At 35.9% G+C, this 18,060-nt stretch carries 19 protein-coding genes; 12 read left to right on the top strand and 7 right to left on the bottom strand.

The genetic code is table 11. From position 1 onward, the window contains the following. Window positions 1-71: 71 nt before the first annotated feature. The 3 genes from ABGT15_RS12195 to ABGT15_RS12205 all read left to right on the top strand — a co-directional run bounded on the left by ABGT15_RS12195 (window position 72) and on the right by ABGT15_RS12205 (window position 1,583). Complete coding sequence (locus ABGT15_RS12195; protein ID WP_367231718.1) at window positions 72-629, top strand: YeeE/YedE family protein; 558 nt, start codon at window positions 72-74, stop codon at window positions 627-629. 9 nt (window positions 630-638) lie between these two features. After that, window positions 639-1,061 (top strand): DUF6691 family protein, encoded by a 423-nt coding sequence (locus tag ABGT15_RS12200; protein ID WP_367231719.1) that lies wholly within the window; start codon window positions 639-641, stop codon window positions 1,059-1,061. A 108-nt stretch (window positions 1,062-1,169) separates the two neighbouring features. Further along, complete coding sequence (locus ABGT15_RS12205) at window positions 1,170-1,583, top strand: lipocalin family protein (RefSeq protein WP_367231720.1); 414 nt, start codon at window positions 1,170-1,172, stop codon at window positions 1,581-1,583. A gap of 49 nt (window positions 1,584-1,632) precedes the next feature. Here the strand turns inward: ABGT15_RS12205 and ABGT15_RS12210 are convergent, their stop codons facing one another. Together ABGT15_RS12210 and prmA are read right to left on the bottom strand one after the other, a co-directional pair. Next, the gene (locus ABGT15_RS12210; protein ID WP_367231721.1) at window positions 1,633-1,908 is read right to left on the bottom strand and encodes an ATP-dependent Clp protease adaptor ClpS; all 276 of its coding nucleotides are present in this window, start codon (window positions 1,906-1,908) and stop codon (window positions 1,633-1,635) included. A gap of 27 nt (window positions 1,909-1,935) precedes the next feature. After that, window positions 1,936-2,772: a 50S ribosomal protein L11 methyltransferase gene (prmA, locus tag ABGT15_RS12215; protein WP_367231722.1), complete on the bottom strand. Its 837-nt coding sequence runs from the start codon at window positions 2,770-2,772 to the stop codon at window positions 1,936-1,938. A 99-nt stretch (window positions 2,773-2,871) separates the two neighbouring features. Between prmA and ABGT15_RS12220 the strand changes: the two genes are divergently transcribed. The 3 genes from ABGT15_RS12220 to ABGT15_RS12230 all read left to right on the top strand — a co-directional run bounded on the left by ABGT15_RS12220 (window position 2,872) and on the right by ABGT15_RS12230 (window position 8,064). Then, window positions 2,872-4,089 (top strand): porin, encoded by a 1,218-nt coding sequence (locus tag ABGT15_RS12220; protein WP_367231723.1) that lies wholly within the window; start codon window positions 2,872-2,874, stop codon window positions 4,087-4,089. A gap of 129 nt (window positions 4,090-4,218) precedes the next feature. After that, window positions 4,219-7,368, top strand: coding sequence for a cytochrome c biogenesis protein CcsA (gene ccsA / locus ABGT15_RS12225; protein WP_367231724.1), 3,150 nt, complete (start codon window positions 4,219-4,221; stop codon window positions 7,366-7,368). 111 nt (window positions 7,369-7,479) lie between these two features. Further along, complete coding sequence (locus tag ABGT15_RS12230; RefSeq protein WP_367231725.1) at window positions 7,480-8,064, top strand: glutathione peroxidase; 585 nt, start codon at window positions 7,480-7,482, stop codon at window positions 8,062-8,064. A gap of 79 nt (window positions 8,065-8,143) precedes the next feature. Here ABGT15_RS12230 and ABGT15_RS12235 read toward each other — a convergent pair whose 3' ends face one another. Continuing rightward, on the bottom strand, window positions 8,144-8,638 hold the full coding sequence (locus ABGT15_RS12235) for a GNAT family N-acetyltransferase (protein ID WP_367231726.1): 495 nt from the start codon (window positions 8,636-8,638) through the stop codon (window positions 8,144-8,146). Window positions 8,639-8,651: 13 nt separating this feature from the next. Between ABGT15_RS12235 and ABGT15_RS12240 the strand changes: the two genes are divergently transcribed. The 4 genes from ABGT15_RS12240 (at window position 8,652) to ABGT15_RS12255 (ending at window position 12,359) form a co-directional block, all read left to right on the top strand. Continuing rightward, window positions 8,652-9,380 (top strand): hypothetical protein, encoded by a 729-nt coding sequence (locus ABGT15_RS12240; protein ID WP_367231727.1) that lies wholly within the window; start codon window positions 8,652-8,654, stop codon window positions 9,378-9,380. 66 nt (window positions 9,381-9,446) lie between these two features. Further along, the gene (locus ABGT15_RS12245) at window positions 9,447-10,133 is read left to right on the top strand and encodes a hypothetical protein (RefSeq protein ID WP_367231728.1); all 687 of its coding nucleotides are present in this window, start codon (window positions 9,447-9,449) and stop codon (window positions 10,131-10,133) included. Between the two features lie 134 nt (window positions 10,134-10,267). Continuing rightward, window positions 10,268-11,920 carry a 2-succinyl-5-enolpyruvyl-6-hydroxy-3-cyclohexene-1-carboxylic-acid synthase gene (gene menD, locus ABGT15_RS12250; protein WP_367231729.1) on the top strand — a complete coding sequence of 551 codons (1,653 nt, stop codon included), beginning with the start codon at window positions 10,268-10,270 and terminating at the stop codon, window positions 11,918-11,920. A gap of 97 nt (window positions 11,921-12,017) precedes the next feature. Beyond that, the gene (locus ABGT15_RS12255; protein ID WP_367231730.1) at window positions 12,018-12,359 is read left to right on the top strand and encodes a DUF2853 family protein; all 342 of its coding nucleotides are present in this window, start codon (window positions 12,018-12,020) and stop codon (window positions 12,357-12,359) included. Between the two features lie 48 nt (window positions 12,360-12,407). On the opposite strand, the gene ABGT15_RS12260 is transcribed toward ABGT15_RS12255, so the two are convergent. Beyond that, window positions 12,408-13,937, bottom strand: a complete 1,530-nt coding sequence (locus ABGT15_RS12260; RefSeq protein ID WP_367231731.1) for a hypothetical protein — start codon at window positions 13,935-13,937, stop codon at window positions 12,408-12,410. A 99-nt stretch (window positions 13,938-14,036) separates the two neighbouring features. On the opposite strand from ABGT15_RS12260, the gene ABGT15_RS12265 reads away from it, so the two are divergent. Together ABGT15_RS12265 and ygiD are read left to right on the top strand one after the other, a co-directional pair. Beyond that, the gene (locus tag ABGT15_RS12265) at window positions 14,037-14,864 is read left to right on the top strand and encodes a CvfB family protein (protein WP_367231732.1); all 828 of its coding nucleotides are present in this window, start codon (window positions 14,037-14,039) and stop codon (window positions 14,862-14,864) included. 86 nt (window positions 14,865-14,950) lie between these two features. Continuing rightward, window positions 14,951-15,829, top strand: a complete 879-nt coding sequence (ygiD, locus tag ABGT15_RS12270) for a 4,5-DOPA dioxygenase extradiol (RefSeq protein WP_437125367.1) — start codon at window positions 14,951-14,953, stop codon at window positions 15,827-15,829. On the opposite strand, the gene ABGT15_RS12275 is transcribed toward ygiD, so the two are convergent. From ABGT15_RS12275 to ABGT15_RS12285, 3 genes are all read right to left on the bottom strand, one after another. Next, window positions 15,826-16,254, bottom strand: a complete 429-nt coding sequence (locus tag ABGT15_RS12275) for a PH domain-containing protein (protein WP_367231733.1) — start codon at window positions 16,252-16,254, stop codon at window positions 15,826-15,828. The genes ygiD and ABGT15_RS12275 overlap by 4 nt on opposite strands. 34 nt (window positions 16,255-16,288) lie before the next feature. After that, window positions 16,289-17,476, bottom strand: coding sequence for a serine hydrolase domain-containing protein (locus ABGT15_RS12280; RefSeq protein ID WP_367231734.1), 1,188 nt, complete (start codon window positions 17,474-17,476; stop codon window positions 16,289-16,291). 317 nt (window positions 17,477-17,793) lie between these two features. Then, window positions 17,794-17,994: a hypothetical protein gene (locus ABGT15_RS12285; protein WP_367231735.1), complete on the bottom strand. Its 201-nt coding sequence runs from the start codon at window positions 17,992-17,994 to the stop codon at window positions 17,794-17,796. Window positions 17,995-18,060: the final 66 nt, after the last annotated feature.

Consider the following 18,060-nt stretch of genomic DNA (forward strand, 5'->3'; position numbering starts at 1 on the left):
CGAAAAATATGTAATGTTTGTTACATATATTCTTTAGTCAATACCTATTTTTGTGTAAAAATATTTAGATTATGTATTCATTTTTAGGCACATGGCCCTGGTATGTTTCGGGGTTTTTGATTGGTGTAATAATGCTGACACTGATTTTGTTCGGAAAACAATTCGGAATGTCTTCAAATTTACGAACACTTTGTACAATGGCTGGCGCAGGAAAGAACGTCGATTTTTTTAAATTCGACTGGCGCGACCAGAAATGGAATCTTGCCGTTGTTTTAGGAGCGATATTAGGAGGATTTGTCGCGGTTCATTTTTTAAGTGACGGAAGCGGTGTGGATATTAATCCTAAAACGATAGAACTGCTCGCAGCTATGAATATTGAAGCGCCTAACGGTAAATTAGGTCCAGATTCACTTTTCGGTTGGGAAGCCATTAAAACGCCAAAAACAATATTCATTTTGTTTTTTGGAGGATTACTGATTGGTTTCGGAACCCGTTATGCCGGCGGATGTACGTCAGGTCATGCTATTTCAGGTTTGAGTAATCTGCAGAAACCATCATTAATCGCTGTTATAGGATTTTTCATTGGTGGTTTGATTATGGCGCATTTTCTTTTACCCTTAATTTTTTAAATTTTGATTATGAAGATTTTAGATTTGATAAAATTTGTTTTGGTAGGTTTTGTTTTTGGTGTAGTGCTGACAAAATCAGAGGCTGTTTCCTGGTACCGTATTTATGAAATGTTCCATTTTCAGTCCTTTCATATGTACGGAATAATTGGAGTGGCTGTTTTTACAGGAGTAATCGGGGTACAGCTGATAAAAAGAAAGCAGTTGAAAGACATTAAAGGATTACCAATAGAAATTGCCGATAAAGAAAGAGGTTTTACTCGTTATATTGTTGGTGGGATTCTGTTCGGATTGGGATGGGCATTGGTTGGTTCTTGCCCGGGGCCAATATTTATTTTACTTGGTGCAGGTTTCTACGGAATTGTTATTGTTTTGATTGGCGCCTTATTAGGTACTTATTTGTATGGATTTTTTAAGGATAAATTGCCTCATTAACAGGAAAATAGTAAAAATGTCATTAAATGTTGTAAAAAAAGTTTTGTGATTTTTTTTCATTAATGTAATATTTTACTTTATTTGCTAAAATTTAAAAATTAACAAAAAATGAAAAAAGTTTTACTATTGGTATCGTTTTTAGCGATCGGTTTTACTTCATGTAACAAAGATGATGATTCTTCAGATGCAGCTCCTGCTAACATTGAAGGAAAATGGGCGTACACTAAGTCAGGTGCAATTGTAAATGGACAAGAAGTACTTGCAAATTATGAGCATGAGTGTACTACTAAAAAGGATTATCTTGAATTATTGACTGGTGGAGTTGCTAATGACGTTTATTATCCAAGTGATTGTGTTGCTGATGCAATTGCAGGGACATGGTCAAGAACAGGTAATGTATTAACTCGTACTATTGACGGAGTAACTACAAATGAAGAAGTTTATGTTTTAAACGCTACAACTTTAAAAGTTAAGTATACTGTTGAAGGTATGACATTGGTAGATGAATATACTAGACAATAATTAGTCTATTAGATAATACTAAAAAGTCCCGATTAAATCGGGACTTTTTTTATTGTATTTCAGCGCTTAAACCGGCACTCAGTAATGCTGAACACTGGGGTTCCAATTCCTGATAAGAACCGGTTTTTACACCGCATTTTCCGGTGTAGTGAACCAAAAGCGCACATTGTTCTGCTTGTAAAGGTTCATGGTCACAAACATCTATTAAAGTGTCTATGACGTGATCAAAAGTATTTACATCGTCATTGAACAAAATAATTTCATAATTGTTAGCAAGCAGTTCCTGTACCGATACCTTTTCTTTTATTTTTTCTTTTACACTCATAATCAATTACTTGTGTTAAATTTTATGCTAATTTACGTATTTTAAAGAGACCCAATTGTTCTTTTGGAACTTTTTAACATAGGTCAATCCTTTCTCGGTGCAGCTGGCATCAAGGAACGGAATGTCTTCATTATAGAAACCACTCAAAAGTAAAACGCCTTTTTTGTTTAAACAATTCACATAGGTTTGCATATCGTTCAGCAAGATATTACGGTTAATATTCGCAATAATCAAATCATATTTCTGCCCCTGATTCAATAAAGATGCATCCCCTTCATAAACTGAAATATGCTTACAATTGTTACGTTCTGCATTTTCAATCGAATTTAGGTAACACCAATTGTCAATATCAATGGCATCAATAGGTTTGGCACCTTTCATCTCTGCCAAAATGGCTAAAATTGCCGTTCCACAACCCATATCAAGCGTTTTCATATCGGTTACATCCATTTCCAACAAATGCTGGATCATCATGTATGTCGTTTCATGATGGCCGGTTCCGAAACTCATTTTGGGCTCGATTACGATATCGTACTTTGCAGCGGTTTTTTCGTGAAATGGCGCTCGCACCTGGCAAATACCGTCTACATCAATCGGATCAAAATTCTTTTCCCATTCTTCATTCCAGTTCACCTGTTCGATTTCTTCAAAAGTGTATGAGATTTTAAACTCCTCTGATTGAAGAATGTAAATATCATCCAATATGTTTTCGTCCCAAAGCTCTTTCTGTACATAAGCCGATACTCCGGTTTCGGTTTCGATAAAGCTTTCAAAAGCCTTTTCTCCCAATTCGGCAATTAGAATTTCGGAGCCTAATTCTCTCGGTTCCACTGTAAAATGATATCCTATATAGCTGTTTTCCATAACACAAAATTTCCGCAAAGGTAACAATTCCTTAATATTAGCTGAAATTAATAACATTAGTTTTGCACCCGAATAACACACAACTTACCATTTCTTAACATGAAAAAATTAATTACATTTTTGTCATTGTGTTTTGTTGCTGCATTGCAGGCGCAAGACATAAAACTTTCCACTAAAGATAACGATTTAAAATTAGCAGCACTTCCGTACTACAGTTATGGAAAAGGCTTAGGAATTACTTCTGCCGACAGTTTATTTCAATTAAATATCCGTTTTCGTATGCAAAACCGTATTGGTTACATTCAGAATGATGGAGAAGATGCTGCTTATGACGGACAGATTCGTCGTTTGCGTTTGCGTTTTGATGGTTACGTAGGTGATCCGAAATTCTTATATGTAATTCAGTTGTCTTTTGCACCGGGTGATGTCGGAGAAATTCACGACGGAGAAAATATTAACATTATTCGTGATGCGGCTGTAATTTACCGCCCGAGTAAGCACTGGAGTTTTACTTTCGGTCAGACAAAAATTCCCGGGAACCGTCAGCGTGTGAACTCTTCCGGAGCATTACAGTTAACAGACCGTTCCATTAATAACTCAAGATTTAATATTGACAGGGATTTCGGTATTCAGGCCTATTATCTGCATGAAAAGAAAGATAAATTCTCCTATAATCTAAAAACAGCAGTTACTACCGGAGAAGGAAGAAACTGGACTAAAAGCCCGGATAACGGAGTGGCATTTACCGGAAAACTTGAATTGTTTCCATTTGGAAGTTTTAAGAAAGATGGTACAAATTTCGAGGGTGATTTAGCCCGTGAAGAAAAACCGAAATTGATGCTTTCCGGTGCGGCTCATCAGAACAATTTAGCAAGAAGAACTCAGGGTGAAACTGGTAGCGATTTGTACGAACAAAGAACCATGTCGTCACTTTTTGGAGATGCTGTATTAAAATATAACGGATGGGCAGCCATGGCAACCTATATGAAACGTATGGCGAAAAACCCGATTACGGTTAATCCTTTAGATGTTACGGAAAGTAATTATGTGTACGTAGGAGAGGGGATGGACTATCAATTGAGTTATACTTTTCCATCGATGTATGAAATCATCGGGCGTTATTCGTATCAAAATCCACACGATGATATCAAAGGGTTAACGCCAAATACCCGTGAATACACCATCGGCGTAACAAAATATATCTGGGAGCACGCTTTTAAACTGCAAACAGAGTTTACCTATGACCAATTAAATTATGCAAACGGAAAAACCAAAGATAACTGGTATGTTCGTTTCCAAGTGGAAATAGGAATTTAAAAAAAACGAAAAAAAGCCTGAGCGGAACTTCCAATCAGGCTTTTTTATTTCTTAAAATACGTTAAAATGAGTTAACAAAACTTTGTTTTTAAGTATCTTCGCGACAATTTGAAAAACCCGATTTCCGTCATGGATAAAAAAATATTCTCCTTCCTGTTTTCCACGCGTTTGATGGCCATTTTATTTGTTGTTTTTGCTGTAGCTATGGCAGCAGGAACCTTCATTGAAAATGAATACAATACTGATACCGCCCGAATTTTAGTCTATAATACCAGATGGTTTGAAGTAATTATGGTGTTTTTTATGATTAACTTTATCGGAAACATTAAGCGTTACAATCTTTTGAGTAAAGAAAAATGGGCTTCTTTGTTGCTGCATTTATCATTTATTCTGATTATCGCCGGAGCATTTATCACCCGCTACATCAGTTTTGAAGGTATGATGCCTATCCGTGAAGGGGAAACGTCTACACAAATCTTTTCCGAGAAAACTTATCTTAATGTTTTTGTAGACGGAAATTACCAAGGTGAAATGAAACGTCGTACGTTCGAAAAACAATTGCTAATGTCGCCGGTCACAGATAACGATTTTACTATTTCAGAGAAATTTGATGAAATCCCGTTTGAAATCCGTTATAAGGATTTTATTATGAATGCCAAAGAAGTGGTGAAAGAAGATTCGAATGGTGTATTTTATCTGAAATTAGTAGAATCGGGTGACGGAACGCGTCACGAACATTACCTTAAAGAAGGCGAAGTGCAAAACATTCACAATGTGCTTTTTGCTTTCAATAAATTTACGGCAGGAGCTATTAACATAACTAAAATAAGTGATGCGTATACGATTCAATCGCCTTTTGAAGGAGATTTTATGCGCATGGCAGATCAGTTTAAAGGATCGGTTGAAAAAGAAAAAATTCAGCCGTTGATGCTACGTTCGTTATACAATATGGGCGGAACACAATTCGTAATTCCCGAGCCGGCCATGAAAGGGAAAATTGTTCAGGAATCCAACGGTGATTATAAAGACAAAGAAACCGACGATGCTTTAGTGATTACAGTGAGTAACGAAGGCAAAGAGAAAGAGGTAACGCTTGTGGGCGCTAAAGGGAAAATGGGTGTACCACAATCCTTTAAATTAGGTAATTTAGAATATACGGTGATGTACGGCAGTAAAGTGTACGAAACACCTTTCTCAGTAAAATTGAACGATTTTATCGCATCCAAATACCCGGGAACAGAAAAAAGTTATTCTGCTTTTGAAAGTAAAGTGACCATTGATGACAAGGAGCTAAATAATAAATTCGATGCGAGAATTTTCATGAATAACGTGTTGGATTACAGAGGGTACCGTTTCTTTCAGGCCTCTTTCGATCCGGATGAAAAAGGAACGATTCTTTCCGTAAACCACGACTCTGTGGGAACCTGGACGACTTATATTGGTTACACACTTTTATATATCGGGATGTTAGGGGTTTTGTTTACAAGAGGTTCAAGATTTGGTGATTTAACCCGAAAACTTAAAAAAGTAAAAGATAAGAAAGCTGCATTAACAACGATTATTGCCTTGTTTTTCAGCTTGGGAATGTTTGCTCAGCATGACGTACATCAACCGAAAATGCCAAGTGAAGTGCAAATCGATTCGTTGTTGTTTAAATTTAAAGTTTCGGAAGAGCATGCTGAAAAATTCGGTCGTTTGATTGTTCAGGATCAGGGCGGACGTATGAAGCCGGTGAATACTTTTTCATCAGAATTACTTAGAAAAGTAAGTAAAATGGATACCTACAAAGGCATGAATTCTGATCAGGCTTTTCTTTCCATGACACAATTTCCGCAGCTTTGGTACAATGTGCCGATTATTTTTATTCCGAAATATAATGACAGTATCCACAACCTGATTGGTGCTGAAAAAGGCGCTAAGTACGTTTCCCTGATGAAATTTTTTGACACGAGAGGAAATTACAAACTTTCGCCTTATCTGGATGAAGCCTACAAAGCCGCAGTTCCCAATAAATTCCAGAAAGATTTTATTGAAACTGATAAGAAAGTAAACCTATTGTATTCTGCCTTAAGCGGCCAGATTCTGAAGGTTTTCCCGATTCCGTACGACAAGAATAACAAATGGGTTTCCCACCTGGAATTAAACGAAGCGCATTTAACCGGAATGGACTCCTTGTTTACTAAAAATGCAATTCCTTTGTATTTGCAGGCTTTAGATGAAGTTTCTGTGAAGAAAGATTATAAATCAGCCAATATGTTTTTGGACGGTTTAATCAAATTCCAGAAGAAATACGGAAACGATGTCTATCCGAGTGAAGAAAAAATCGATTCTGAAATTTTATACAACAAATACGATGTATTCAAGAAGTTGTTCTCATGGTACATGTATGTTGGTGTGTTGATGTTTTTGTTTGTAATTGTGAAAATCTTCAATTCCGGAAAAGTGATTAATGTGCTGGTGAAAGTCAGTCATGTAATTATCGGTTTGTTATTTGTGTTGCATACTGTCGGTTTAATTACGCGTTGGTATATTTCGGGTCACGCTCCTTGGAGTGATGCTTATGAATCGATGATTTATGTCGGATGGGCAACAATGTTATTCGGATTAATCTTCGGAAGAAAATCAGAATTAACAGTAGCTTCCACGGCATTCGTTGCTGCAATGGTTTTAATGATTGCGCATTGGAACTGGATGGATCCTTCCATTGCCAACCTTGCAGCGGTTTTGAATTCCTATTGGTTAATGATCCACGTTGCCGTTATCGTGGGAAGTTACGGACCGTTTACTTTAGGAATGATCTTGGGAATCGTATCGCTTTTATTGATGCTCTTAACCACTGCGAAGAATAAAAAGAAAATGGAGCTGAACATCCGCGAATTAACCATTATCAACGAAATGGTTTTAACGGTTGGTTTGGTGATGTTAACCATCGGGAATTTCCTTGGTGGGCAATGGGCTAATGAAAGCTGGGGGCGTTACTGGGGCTGGGATCCGAAGGAAACTTGGGCTTTAATCAGTATCATGGTGTATGCGTTTGTGATTCATGCCCGATTTGTTCCGGCTTTACGGGGCAAATGGTTTTTTAACCTGATGAGTATTTTCGCCTATTATTCAATCATGATGACGTATTTCGGGGTGAATTTTTACTTGACAGGGTTGCATTCCTACGCAAAAGGAGATAAAGTGGTAACGCCTAATTTTGTTTATATTTCTGTAGCGTTGGTTGCGCTTTTAGGTATTACATCTTATTTTCAATATCGAAAACATTATAAAAAATAATTACAGAAGAACCCATAATTGAAAGATTGTGGGTTTTTTGTTTAACAAAACTTTAAACGGAAAAAGTATTTCAAAACTTACATTTTCAGTAATTTTATAAAAAATATAGCAATGAGAAGTTTCATTTTAGCCTTTGGTTTATTATTTATGATTAGCTGCCAGGGGCAAAACAAAAATAAAACCATGGAAACAGCACCAAAAGAAAAAGTGATGAAAGAAAAAAATATTTATCAGTTTAAAGTTCAGGATATTGAAGGTAAAGAGTTCGATTTCGCGGCTTTAAAAGGGAAAAAAATCATGATTGTCAATACCGCTTCGGAATGTGGTTTAACACCTCAATACGAACAACTGCAAAAAGTATATTCCGAATTTAAAGACAAAAATTTTATAATTGTAGGTTTTCCGGCCAACAATTTCGGAGCCCAGGAACCGGGAAGTAATGCGGAAATTAAAACATTTTGCAGCAGAAATTACGGTGTTACTTTTCCTATGATGGAAAAAATTTCCGTTAAGGGGGAAGACATGCATCCGCTATACCAATTTTTAACTGAAAAATCCAAAAACGGTTTGGAAGACAATCATGTAGAATGGAACTTTCAGAAGTATTTAATCAATGAGGAAGGACAATTGGAAAATGTAATCAGTCCAAGAGTTTTACCCGACGATAAAGAGATTACGGATTGGATAAAAGCGTAATTCTACAATTCTTAAAAAAAATCCCGCAGATTCCAGATTATATTTAAGATCTGTGATTCTGCGGTTTTATTTTGGTTTTTTAAAGCATTATCTGCACGAATACCGAATCCAACCATCGGTCAAACTTGTAACCGGTTTCCTTGATATGGCCCACTCTTTTGAACCCCATACGCTCATGGAAAGCGATACTGCCACCGTTTTCTGCATCGATTACACCAATCATAGTATGCAAATTTTGAAGTTTGGCTATTTCGATCAGTTCTTTTAAAAGTAAGGATCCAATTCCATTGCCAATATAATCTTTATGGATGTATACGGAATGCTCCACAGTAAAACGGTAACCTATTTTAAACCGAAAGGTCCCATATGTTCCAAACCCTACAACTATTCCGTTTTTTTCGGCTACCAGAAAAGGAAAATTTTTCTCCTTTTTTTCATCAAGAATAGCAGCCTGTTGTGCTAACGTTCGTACATCATAATCCCAAATGGCTGTCGTATTTAAGATTTCATGATTTACGATTTGCAGTATGCCGGGTAAATCTTCTGTTGTTGCTTGTCGGATAATTATTGACATAAACTTTGTTCTTATGTTAAAATTTGTTAGATTTATTGGTTTCGTCGAGAATGATGTATTGAAGGATATGAAGTTACTAAAATTTTCTAACATATTAACCATACTTTACTTTGTAAATCTTGCTGTATACAGTGTTTTTTCATTGTTAAACGATGAAGAAAACGGCAAGTATTTTTGGTTTGTAAGGATTCCCATTTTAATGGTTTTGTATTTAATAAGTTCAAGGGAAAAGAAGATTATTTATTTTATTGGACTTTTGTTGTATCAACTGGCTTCGGTTTTATTCTTTACAGGGAATCCGGATTTGTTTATTTTCGGTACTTTCTCTTCTGTACTGTTTAAATTTTGTCTCGTTTTACTGGTTTTGGATTTGGTTATTAAAAAGAGACGGTTGGCAATATTTTTCGCCAGTCTGCCTTTTTTTGTCTTGTATTTATATGTGATCGAATTGGTTGTGGTATCGCTTGGGGACAGTTATTACATTTGGATAATAAATGCCTTGCTGACTTCTTTTCTTGGTGGAGTTTCGATTATACATTATCTTAATGATTCTGATGAAAAAGGGTATTGGTTGTTAATCAGTGCGGTTTTGTTTATCGTTCAGATTGCGGCATTTTTTATTAATAAGTTCTACGTGAAAAGTGAAGGGATTTACCAGATGGTTATTTTGTCGTATGGAATTTCACACTATACTTTTTATAGATTTTTAATTTTAAGAGAACAAGAAAAAATCCCCGTTTGAAACTTATGTGGTTGATTTTCAAAAGTTTGTTTGTTGTGGCCTCGAAAAAAAATCATAACTTTAGGTATGGCTTTTCAGGCAAAAGAAAACGTAATTCGCAGTGTAACACTACTGTATTTTTCTGTAATCGGATTATACAGTATTTTTGTTTTTTTTGAATATAATCCATTAAAAGAAGTTTTCGGATTTATTAGAATACCGATTTTAATGCTTTTGTATTATTACGCTTCATTAAAAAGAGATTATTTATACTTTTTAGCACTTCTTTTGTTTCAGATAGCTTATCTGTCATTTTCTCAAAGTTCTGAGTCGAGTTATTTTTGGGGAGCTGTGACTTCGGTAGTATTTCGGTTTGTTTTGATTGTGATTGTTTGCCGAGTTTTAAAGGATATGCGTTGGACAACTATTTTTCTTACTTCATTACCCATTCTTTTTGTGTTTCTATATCTTATCGATTTAATAAAAGAAAGTATAACAAACAGTTATTATTTATGGGTTATAAACGGTTTTCTGACCGCTTTTCTTGGTGGTTTGTCCGTAAGTAATTATTGCTACAAAGACGATAAGAAAAGTTTCTGGCTCTTAATTAGTGCTCTGCTTTTTGTGGTGCAGATTGGACTCTTTTTTGTGAACAAGTTTTACCTGAAACAGCAATTATTTGTACATATGATTATTCTTCTTTACGGCGTATCGCATTATACTTTTTTTAAGTTTATGGTTTTTAAGGATGAAGAGTCGGTTGAGCAGGGATGAAACTCTAAATTCCAAATTTAATAATCATATGAATTATTTGAAGGAATACTTGAACAGCGTATTGTCAAATAACCGAAACCACAAATAAAAAATCCCAATTATCTCATTATCTTTGTTATTTACCGAATACAACAATGATATACCCAAAAATACCTTTAGCCCAAAGTATTATTGAAGTCTTAAAAGCTAAAGCCATTCACGATATTGTAATTTCCCCAGGTTCCCGAAATGCACCTTTAACTATTGGTTTTGCCAGTAATCCGGCGTTTAATTGTTTGAGTATAGCCGATGAACGCTGTGCTGCTTTTTTTGCTTTAGGCATAGCCCAGCAGAAAAAGAAACCGGTTGCAATAGTTTGTACTTCCGGTTCGGCTCTATTGAATTATTATCCTGCAATTGCCGAAGCTTTTTACAGTCAGATTCCGTTGATTGTTATTTCAGCAGACCGTCCGAAAAGTAAAATCGATATTGGTGACGGGCAAACCATTCGTCAGGAAAATGTTTATGCCAATCATATTCTTTTCAATGCGAATTTGGATGAAAATGCTTCCGAAGCAAACGATTTGAAAATCAATGAAGCCATCCATCAGGCCATCACAAAAAAAGGGCCGGTTCATATCAATGCCCCTTTCGAGGAACCGCTTTACGAAACGGTTAATGAGTTGTCTGTTGTACCGAAAATTGTAGCATTATTTAATGAAGCAAAGCCGTTGCCAAATCTCGATGCGTTTGCTCAAAAGTGGAATTCCGCCAAGAAGAAACTCATTTTAATCGGTGTAAATTATCCGGATGCAATTGATGCGGAAATCATAAAGCAATTAGCTGAAGATAAATCTGTTGTTGTAATGACCGAAGTAACGTCAAATATCCATCATCCGAATTTCATCAGCAACATTGATACGATTATTACACCTTTTACGGAAGAAGATTTCAGCGCTTTTCAACCCGAAATTCTGATTACAATTGGAGGCATGGTAGTTTCAAAACGCATCAAAGCTTTTTTAAGAAAATACCAGCCGACTGAACATTGGCATGTTGACGAATTACGAGCGTACAATACTTTTGATTGTTTAACGCAACATTTTGAAATAACGCCGAATCAGTTTTTTAAAGCCTTGTTTACTAAAACCGGAACAGTTGACAGCGATTATCAGCAGTTGGCTTTGCACTTGAAAGCTTACCGAGGTTTGAAACACAATCAGTATGTGCAGCAGATTCCGTTTTCGGATATGAAAGTATTTGATATGATTTTGCCGATGTTGCCTGAACATTCTCAATTGCAAATCAGCAACAGCTCGCCAATACGTTATGCGCAATTGTTTCCGATTCACCCGAGTATTGAAGTTTTCTGTAACCGGGGAACAAGCGGTATCGACGGAAGTACGACAACGGCAATCGGAGCAGCCTATGCATCAAAGAAACAGAATGTTATGATTACCGGTGACGTGAGTTTCTTCTATGACAGCAACGCGCTTTGGAACAATTATATTCCGAATACTTTCAAAATCATCTTAATTAATAATGCGGGCGGTGGTATTTTCAGAATTCTTCCAGGGCATCAGGAAACTCCGGTATTCAATACTTTTTTTGAAACCAGTCACAACTTAACGGCGGAACATTTGGCAAAAATGTACGGTTTTGAGTATTTTAAGGCAACAGATGAATCCGAAGTAAAAAGCGAGATGATTTCTTTTATGAAAACTGAAAAACCTTCAATTGTCGAGATTTTTACACCAACACATGTAAACGACGCCATTTTGAAAGACTATTTTAAAAATTTAACATAATTATAATTTTCCGGCGTATGAAATTGGCTCTTTTTTTCGTTTTGAATGTTTACATTTGAGAATCTGTCAATTAGTAAACTAAAACTTAAAAAAAATTATGAGTAAAAGAGATGAATTGATTGCAAAATACGCAGCCGATTTAAAAGACAAATGCGGTGTAACCCCAAACATGGATTTGTTAACCAAAGTAACCATAGGATGCGGTCCGGCGATTTACAATGCAGATTCGGCTACGGTTTCCGGTTCTTCGGAATCTGAATTGGCCACAGTTAAAAACAACTTCTTAATTAAAAAGTTAGGATTGAAAGACAGCCCGGATTTAATGAAAGGTATCGATGCCGTGATTGAAAAGTATGGCAAATCCAATAAAAACAAATACAGAGCCGTAGTGTATTATTTACTGGCCGTTCACTTTAAAAAAGAAAGTGTTTACAAATAAGATATTTTAAAAAAATAAGTGAAAGCGTCTGAAAAGGCGCTTTTGTTTTTAGTTGATGATTTTGTTTTCAAGGGTTTCCCCTTGTTCGTTAAAAAGCATCAGTCGTATTTTTTTGTTGGGCAATGTGGTGAAAAAAGTTTCTTTTTTATCCAATAAGTAACTGCGATAAGGAATTCGTTTTGAGTATTCGTTTTTACTGTTCAGTTCGTCCTCAAAGTAGAGTGAAAGCTGTACTTTTTCAAAAGCATCATTTGTGTAGCTGTAATTGCCCAGGGTTTCTTTAAAAGGGATATTGTTGATGATCTTATAGTCTGTATTCAGAAATTTATTTCCCAAATGATGACTACTCAGCAAAAGCACAGAATCGGTCAGATTTCGGTAAGCATTTAAATCCGTTTGTGAAAATGTCAAAGGATCAATACCGTACTTTTCTTTAAATAACTGGGCCATCCATTTTTTACCGCTTCGGTCTGGTTTTTCAGTGATGTGTGAGATACCGGCCATGACAAGCACTTTGGCTTTTGGATTTTTACTGAAAGTTTCCCGGTAAAGATTTTCGGCTTCTGCATTCTCGCGTTCTTTTTCCGAATCAAAATTTTCATAAGCCACAAATTGAAAACCTAATGATTGTGCGGTTCGGATCAATTCGGCAAAATGCTGTTCACGAGTGTAAAATCCGGTTTGAATATCAACATTGGCTCCCAAATTTAAAGTGCTGTCTTTTTTCTGGTCTAAAGCTTCTAAAGCCAAATGGGTAAATCCTTGTGCTTTGAGTTCAGGCAACAGTTTGGTTGCGAGAATGCGATGATTCGGATAGAAATGATTCTCATTGAACATGACTAATTTTTCCTCTTTTGTTCTGGAAAGTATTTCACGTTTTACACTTTCAAAACTTCCTAAACTTTTATTTTTAATGATTGCCGTAATTGAGTCATTGAGGTTCGAATTTCCCCATTGGTTCAGGAGTTTATCGTAATTTTTATTTTTTCCCAAAAATGATGCATAGGTTAAAAGTAATTGGAGTTTTTGGCTTTTTTCATTTTCGGAATACACCGGATAGTTTTCAATCTCCCAATACCCTTTATAAAACTGGTTGGAATATTTGTTGGCGGTAATAACGTCAAAAATGGAACTTAGATTTTTATTGTAATTGCTGCCAAAGCGTATGTTTTTGGATAATTCGTTTATATCTTGCTGTGGCGGGTGTTTGTGTGTTATGATGCCAATGAAAGAAAATTTTCGGCCATTAATTAAGGTATCGGTTTGAATGAATCTCCTGTCTTTAAAGGTTTTTTTAGAATTTTCCAGGATGCAATATTCATAGAAAGGTTCGACGTATGTTTTTCCGTAAACCAATACATTGTCAAATGGTAATTTATTGGTTTTAAGGTGTTTGGTTAATGCTGATTTTGACTTTATGAAGTTTACATCCCCGTAGGAAACATGAGAGAACTGTAGTGCATCATTAACCACATGATTGTTTTGACTTACATAAATGTTCGATGCATAATAAGGACTTATACGATTGGAGCAACTGCAAATAAAAATAGCAAGGATAAAATAAATAAGGCTTTTCATGGTATAAAAGTAAAAATTTTCTTCTATAACGAGAATGATCTGTTGAATATTATAAACTAAAAACTACTTCGTATCTTTGCAGCCTGATATAACAAAGCCATGATCGAAATAGGAAAATACAATACACTAAAAATTGCACGCGACACCAAAGTAGGTTTATACCTGACCGATGGAGATACGGATATTTTATTACCTAACAAATACGTTCCCAATGACTTCAAAATAGGTGATGAAATTGCAGTTTTTGTTTATTTGGATCATGAAGAACGTCCTGTGGCGACTACATTGGAGCCGTATATTTTCCTGAACGAATTTGCTTTATTGCGCGTAAATTACACGAACAAATTTGGTGCATTCATGAATTGGGGCATGGAAAAAGATTTGTTTGTTCCTTTTAAAGAACAGGCGCGTCCGATGGAACAAGGCAAACGTTATTTGGTGTACATGTATTTGGATGAAAAAACCAAGCGTTTGGTGGGGTCAAGCAAAACGAATCAATTTTTAAACAATGATGAAATTACCGTTGAAGTAGGAGAGGAAGTCGATTTGATTGTCTCTCACATTACTGAAGTGGGTATCAACGTAATCATAAACGAAAAGTACAAAGGCCTTTTGTATAAGAATGAAGTTTTCGAAGATTTGCGTACGGGCGACCGCATCATTGGTTTTATCAAAACAATCCGACCAGACGGCAAGATAGATGTGTCCAGACAACCTTTCGGAATGGAGCGCGTTGATGCTTCTGCCCAAGCCATTTTAGACGAACTGAAAGCCAGCCGTGGTTTCCTTCGATTGAATGATGATTCACATCCGGAAGATATTAAAACCGTGCTTCAGATGAGTAAAAAAACTTTCAAAAAAGCCATCGGGACACTATACAAGCAAAAGCTTATCGATATTAAAGAAGACGGTATTTATCTTCTGTAAATCAATTTTATACTGTTAAAAATTGCTAATTTTAAAGTTAGATTGAAAATTATTTATACATTTGTATATACAATTATTGTATAGATATGAATAGAAGTGATTTTATCAAAACGATTTTAGGAGGAGCAACTATGGCATCATTATATCCCTTTTACAACTGGACTCAGGATTTAAAAGAAGAAGACGTAAAACTTCCGGTTTTATTCATCGGACACGGCTCGCCCATGAACGGTATTGAAGACAATGAGTTTTCCCAGAACTGGGCCAAAATGGGGAAGGAGATTCCTAAACCCAAAGCTGTGTTGGTAATTTCCGCACACTGGTTAACCCGTGGCACTCATATCACAGCGATGAATAATCCTAAAACGATTCATGACTTCGGTGGTTTTCCGCAAGAGTTGTTCGATGTGCAATATCCGGCACCCGGAAGCCCTGAATTGGCAATGGCTACCAAACAATTAATCACTTCGACAGATGTTAGTTTAGATCATGATTGGGGTCTGGATCACGGTACCTGGACAGTTGTACGTCATATGTACCCAGACGCTAATATTCCTGTCTTACAGTTAAGTATCGATTACAGCAAACCGCCGCAATACCATTATGATTTAGCAAAACAATTAGCCTCTTTGCGTAAAAAAGGTGTTTTAATCATTGGAAGCGGTAACATGGTGCACAATCTAAGAATGGTCGCTTGGGACAAACTGAACGAAACCGAATATGCTTATGATTGGGCGACGGAAATGAATACGGTTTTCAAAAGCAAAATCGCAGACGGAAATCATAAAGCTTTAATCGAATATGAAACCTTGAATAAAGCCGCCAAATTAGCTATTCCAACGCCAGATCATTATTATCCGATGCTTTACAATTTAGCGCTTCAGGACAATAAAGATGACGTAAGCTTCTTTAACGACAAAGCCGTTGGCGGTTCGCTTACCATGACTTCCGTGAAAATCGGTTAAGCAATGATTTGAATGCTAGGGTTGATTTTCAGTAATTCTGCCACAAATTCTGATTTACGCTTCGGGGAAATGTAAATGTCATCAAATTTATTGTAATATACGGTTAAACCATAAGAACCTAATGCCGGTTTTAAAGTAGAACCAACCATCCACGTCTTTACATTCTCAATTTTGTGAATCTGAAGAATGTCGATTTTTCCGCGAATTGGCCCAGAGGAGTAGTGCATAAAATTATCCTTAATTTGGTATTTAGTATCGAATAACATCCAAAGAATAAAGCCTGAAATTACGGTTAAGAAAATTGAAATTACAACAGGCATTTCTTCGCCTTCGTTTTCCACAAAAAACGAGGCAATTGAGCCAAACACTATCATAACCAGAAACGGTACAATGATGGGATTTAAGGTTGTACGATAGGTTTTCATTTTATATGAATAGTTGCTATTTCGTAATGGGAATTTACTCCGCACCAATCACCGCATCCTTAAATTTAAACGGATAATCCCCAAAATGAGGTGCCAGTTTTTTGGTCTGATACGTTTTGTGTGTGTATTTGTTGGATAAGGAAATCAGTGTTACATTTTCTTTTCGTAACGTAACTAATGATGATGTATTACCATGCCACCAGCCGTTGTGGAAGAAATATTGCTGACCGGTTTCAAATTCCATCATACGAATCCCTAAGCCGTAATTGCGCTGCCCTTTGGCTTCATAACTATAACCCTTGAACATTTCTTTCTTCATTTCCGGACTTAAAAATTCATCGGAATAGGTTGCAATATCAAATTTCAGCAAATCTCTCGCTGTCGAATAAATATTCTTATCACCATACACCTGATCCAAAAACTCAAACGCCAAACGCAGGTAATTGTTTTTATACGACTGACTTACTTCGTCTTTCTTTTCCAGATTGTCAAAAACGAAAGTATTTTTCATGCCCAGTGGTTCGAAAATCATTTCTTTCATGGTTGCGGAATAGGATTTTCCGGTTGCTTTTTCGATGATCAGCGCCAATAAAGCATAATTTGTGTTGCAATATCCGAAACGTGTTCCCGGTTTTGATTCCAAGCCAATCGGTTTCGTTGCCAATAAATCTAAAACATCTTGATTGGTTAGGGTTTGCTTTTTGTTCCAAACACCTTTGTCGTCTGTAAAATAAGCATAATTACGCAAGCCGCTTCTGTGGTTTAAAAGCATACGAACCGTAGTTACTTCGTGTGGGAAAGTTGGTAAATAGGTTTGAACGGTTTTGTCCAGTTCAATTTTACCGTTATCGACTAATTTTAAAACACAAACCGCTGTTAATGTTTTACTTACCGATGCGATATGGATTGGCGTTTCGGCTTCAATTTTCCAGTCTTTCTCTTTGTAGGCGTAACCGCTGTAATTCTCATAGATAATCTGACCATTTTTAGCTACTAAAAAACCACCACTAAAATCTTTAGGGTTGTAGTTTTTATTGTAAAATGTCTCAACATACGCTTTGTTATCGGCTAAAAATTTTTTGCTTAGTTTGGGTAAACTTACTTCATATTTATCCGCAAGTAGTAGCGTGTCGCTGTTATTTCCGTCTTTTCCTGATTTGTCTTTATTGCAACTTAAAAATAGTGAAAGGGAAAGTATTGTTATATATCTTGAAATCTTCATTAGTAATCTTAGGTAAAAAGCAAATATAACCAACTGTTATAATTTTAAAAAAGGATAATAAGAATTATTTCTGTTAAAATTTACAATTCCTTAGTATTGCCGTAAGGAAATAAAAAAGGCTGCCTTTTGGAGACAGCCTTCATTATTTTTGTAAAAAAAATAAATTCTGACAAATTCCATCAGCTGAAAAATAGCACTGAACGGAGTTGCCTTAAAATTTCTTTGTCTTTTAAATGGATAGCCGAAAACTTCATCTCATTAATCCGACATTCACTTCGTTACCCGTGGTTTTTAAAATAACTTAAAAGAAATTGACTTTATTTTTTTGTCAATGTGTCCTTCTCAACTTCCACAGGTGCTACTTCATCGGCTTTAATGCTGTCAGTTGCAACTGAATCCACTTGCTCTTGCATTGTTGTTTCTGTTGTTGTTTCTTCCGTTTTCACTTCAGAAGAGTTTTTACAACTAGCAAAAAATACTACAGATAAAAGAGCGACAAAAATTACAGATTTTTTCAAAGAATAACTTTTTAATTAATAAATCAGTGAGTTAACTTCTTGTGAAAGAAGTAGTTAAAATTACAA

Origin of the sequence: Flavobacterium enshiense (genome assembly GCF_040750275.1) — a bacterium.
Lineage (GTDB): Bacteria > Bacteroidota > Bacteroidia > Flavobacteriales > Flavobacteriaceae > Flavobacterium > Flavobacterium enshiense_B.

Bases quoted from the DNA above. Each gene is read 5' to 3' on its own strand.
- ABGT15_RS12195 (WP_367231718.1), top strand. From the start codon at position 72: ATGTATTCATTTTTAGGCACATGGCCCTGGTATGTTTCGGGGTTTTTG.
- ABGT15_RS12200 (WP_367231719.1), top strand. From the start codon at position 639: ATGAAGATTTTAGATTTGATAAAATTTGTTTTGGTAGGTTTTGTTTTT.
- ABGT15_RS12205 (WP_367231720.1), top strand. From the start codon at position 1,170: ATGAAAAAAGTTTTACTATTGGTATCGTTTTTAGCGATCGGTTTTACT.
- ABGT15_RS12210 (WP_367231721.1), bottom strand. From the start codon at position 1,908: ATGAGTGTAAAAGAAAAAATAAAAGAAAAGGTATCGGTACAGGAACTG.
- prmA (WP_367231722.1), bottom strand. From the start codon at position 2,772: ATGGAAAACAGCTATATAGGATATCATTTTACAGTGGAACCGAGAGAA.
- ABGT15_RS12220 (WP_367231723.1), top strand. From the start codon at position 2,872: ATGAAAAAATTAATTACATTTTTGTCATTGTGTTTTGTTGCTGCATTG.
- ccsA (WP_367231724.1), top strand. From the start codon at position 4,219: ATGGATAAAAAAATATTCTCCTTCCTGTTTTCCACGCGTTTGATGGCC.
- ABGT15_RS12230 (WP_367231725.1), top strand. From the start codon at position 7,480: ATGAGAAGTTTCATTTTAGCCTTTGGTTTATTATTTATGATTAGCTGC.
- ABGT15_RS12235 (WP_367231726.1), bottom strand. From the start codon at position 8,638: ATGTCAATAATTATCCGACAAGCAACAACAGAAGATTTACCCGGCATA.
- ABGT15_RS12240 (WP_367231727.1), top strand. From the start codon at position 8,652: ATGTTAAAATTTGTTAGATTTATTGGTTTCGTCGAGAATGATGTATTG.
- ABGT15_RS12245 (WP_367231728.1), top strand. From the start codon at position 9,447: ATGGCTTTTCAGGCAAAAGAAAACGTAATTCGCAGTGTAACACTACTG.
- menD (WP_367231729.1), top strand. From the start codon at position 10,268: ATGATATACCCAAAAATACCTTTAGCCCAAAGTATTATTGAAGTCTTA.
- ABGT15_RS12255 (WP_367231730.1), top strand. From the start codon at position 12,018: ATGAGTAAAAGAGATGAATTGATTGCAAAATACGCAGCCGATTTAAAA.
- ABGT15_RS12260 (WP_367231731.1), bottom strand. From the start codon at position 13,937: ATGAAAAGCCTTATTTATTTTATCCTTGCTATTTTTATTTGCAGTTGC.
- ABGT15_RS12265 (WP_367231732.1), top strand. From the start codon at position 14,037: ATGATCGAAATAGGAAAATACAATACACTAAAAATTGCACGCGACACC.
- ygiD (WP_437125367.1), top strand. From the start codon at position 14,951: ATGAATAGAAGTGATTTTATCAAAACGATTTTAGGAGGAGCAACTATG.
- ABGT15_RS12275 (WP_367231733.1), bottom strand. From the start codon at position 16,254: ATGAAAACCTATCGTACAACCTTAAATCCCATCATTGTACCGTTTCTG.
- ABGT15_RS12280 (WP_367231734.1), bottom strand. From the start codon at position 17,476: ATGAAGATTTCAAGATATATAACAATACTTTCCCTTTCACTATTTTTA.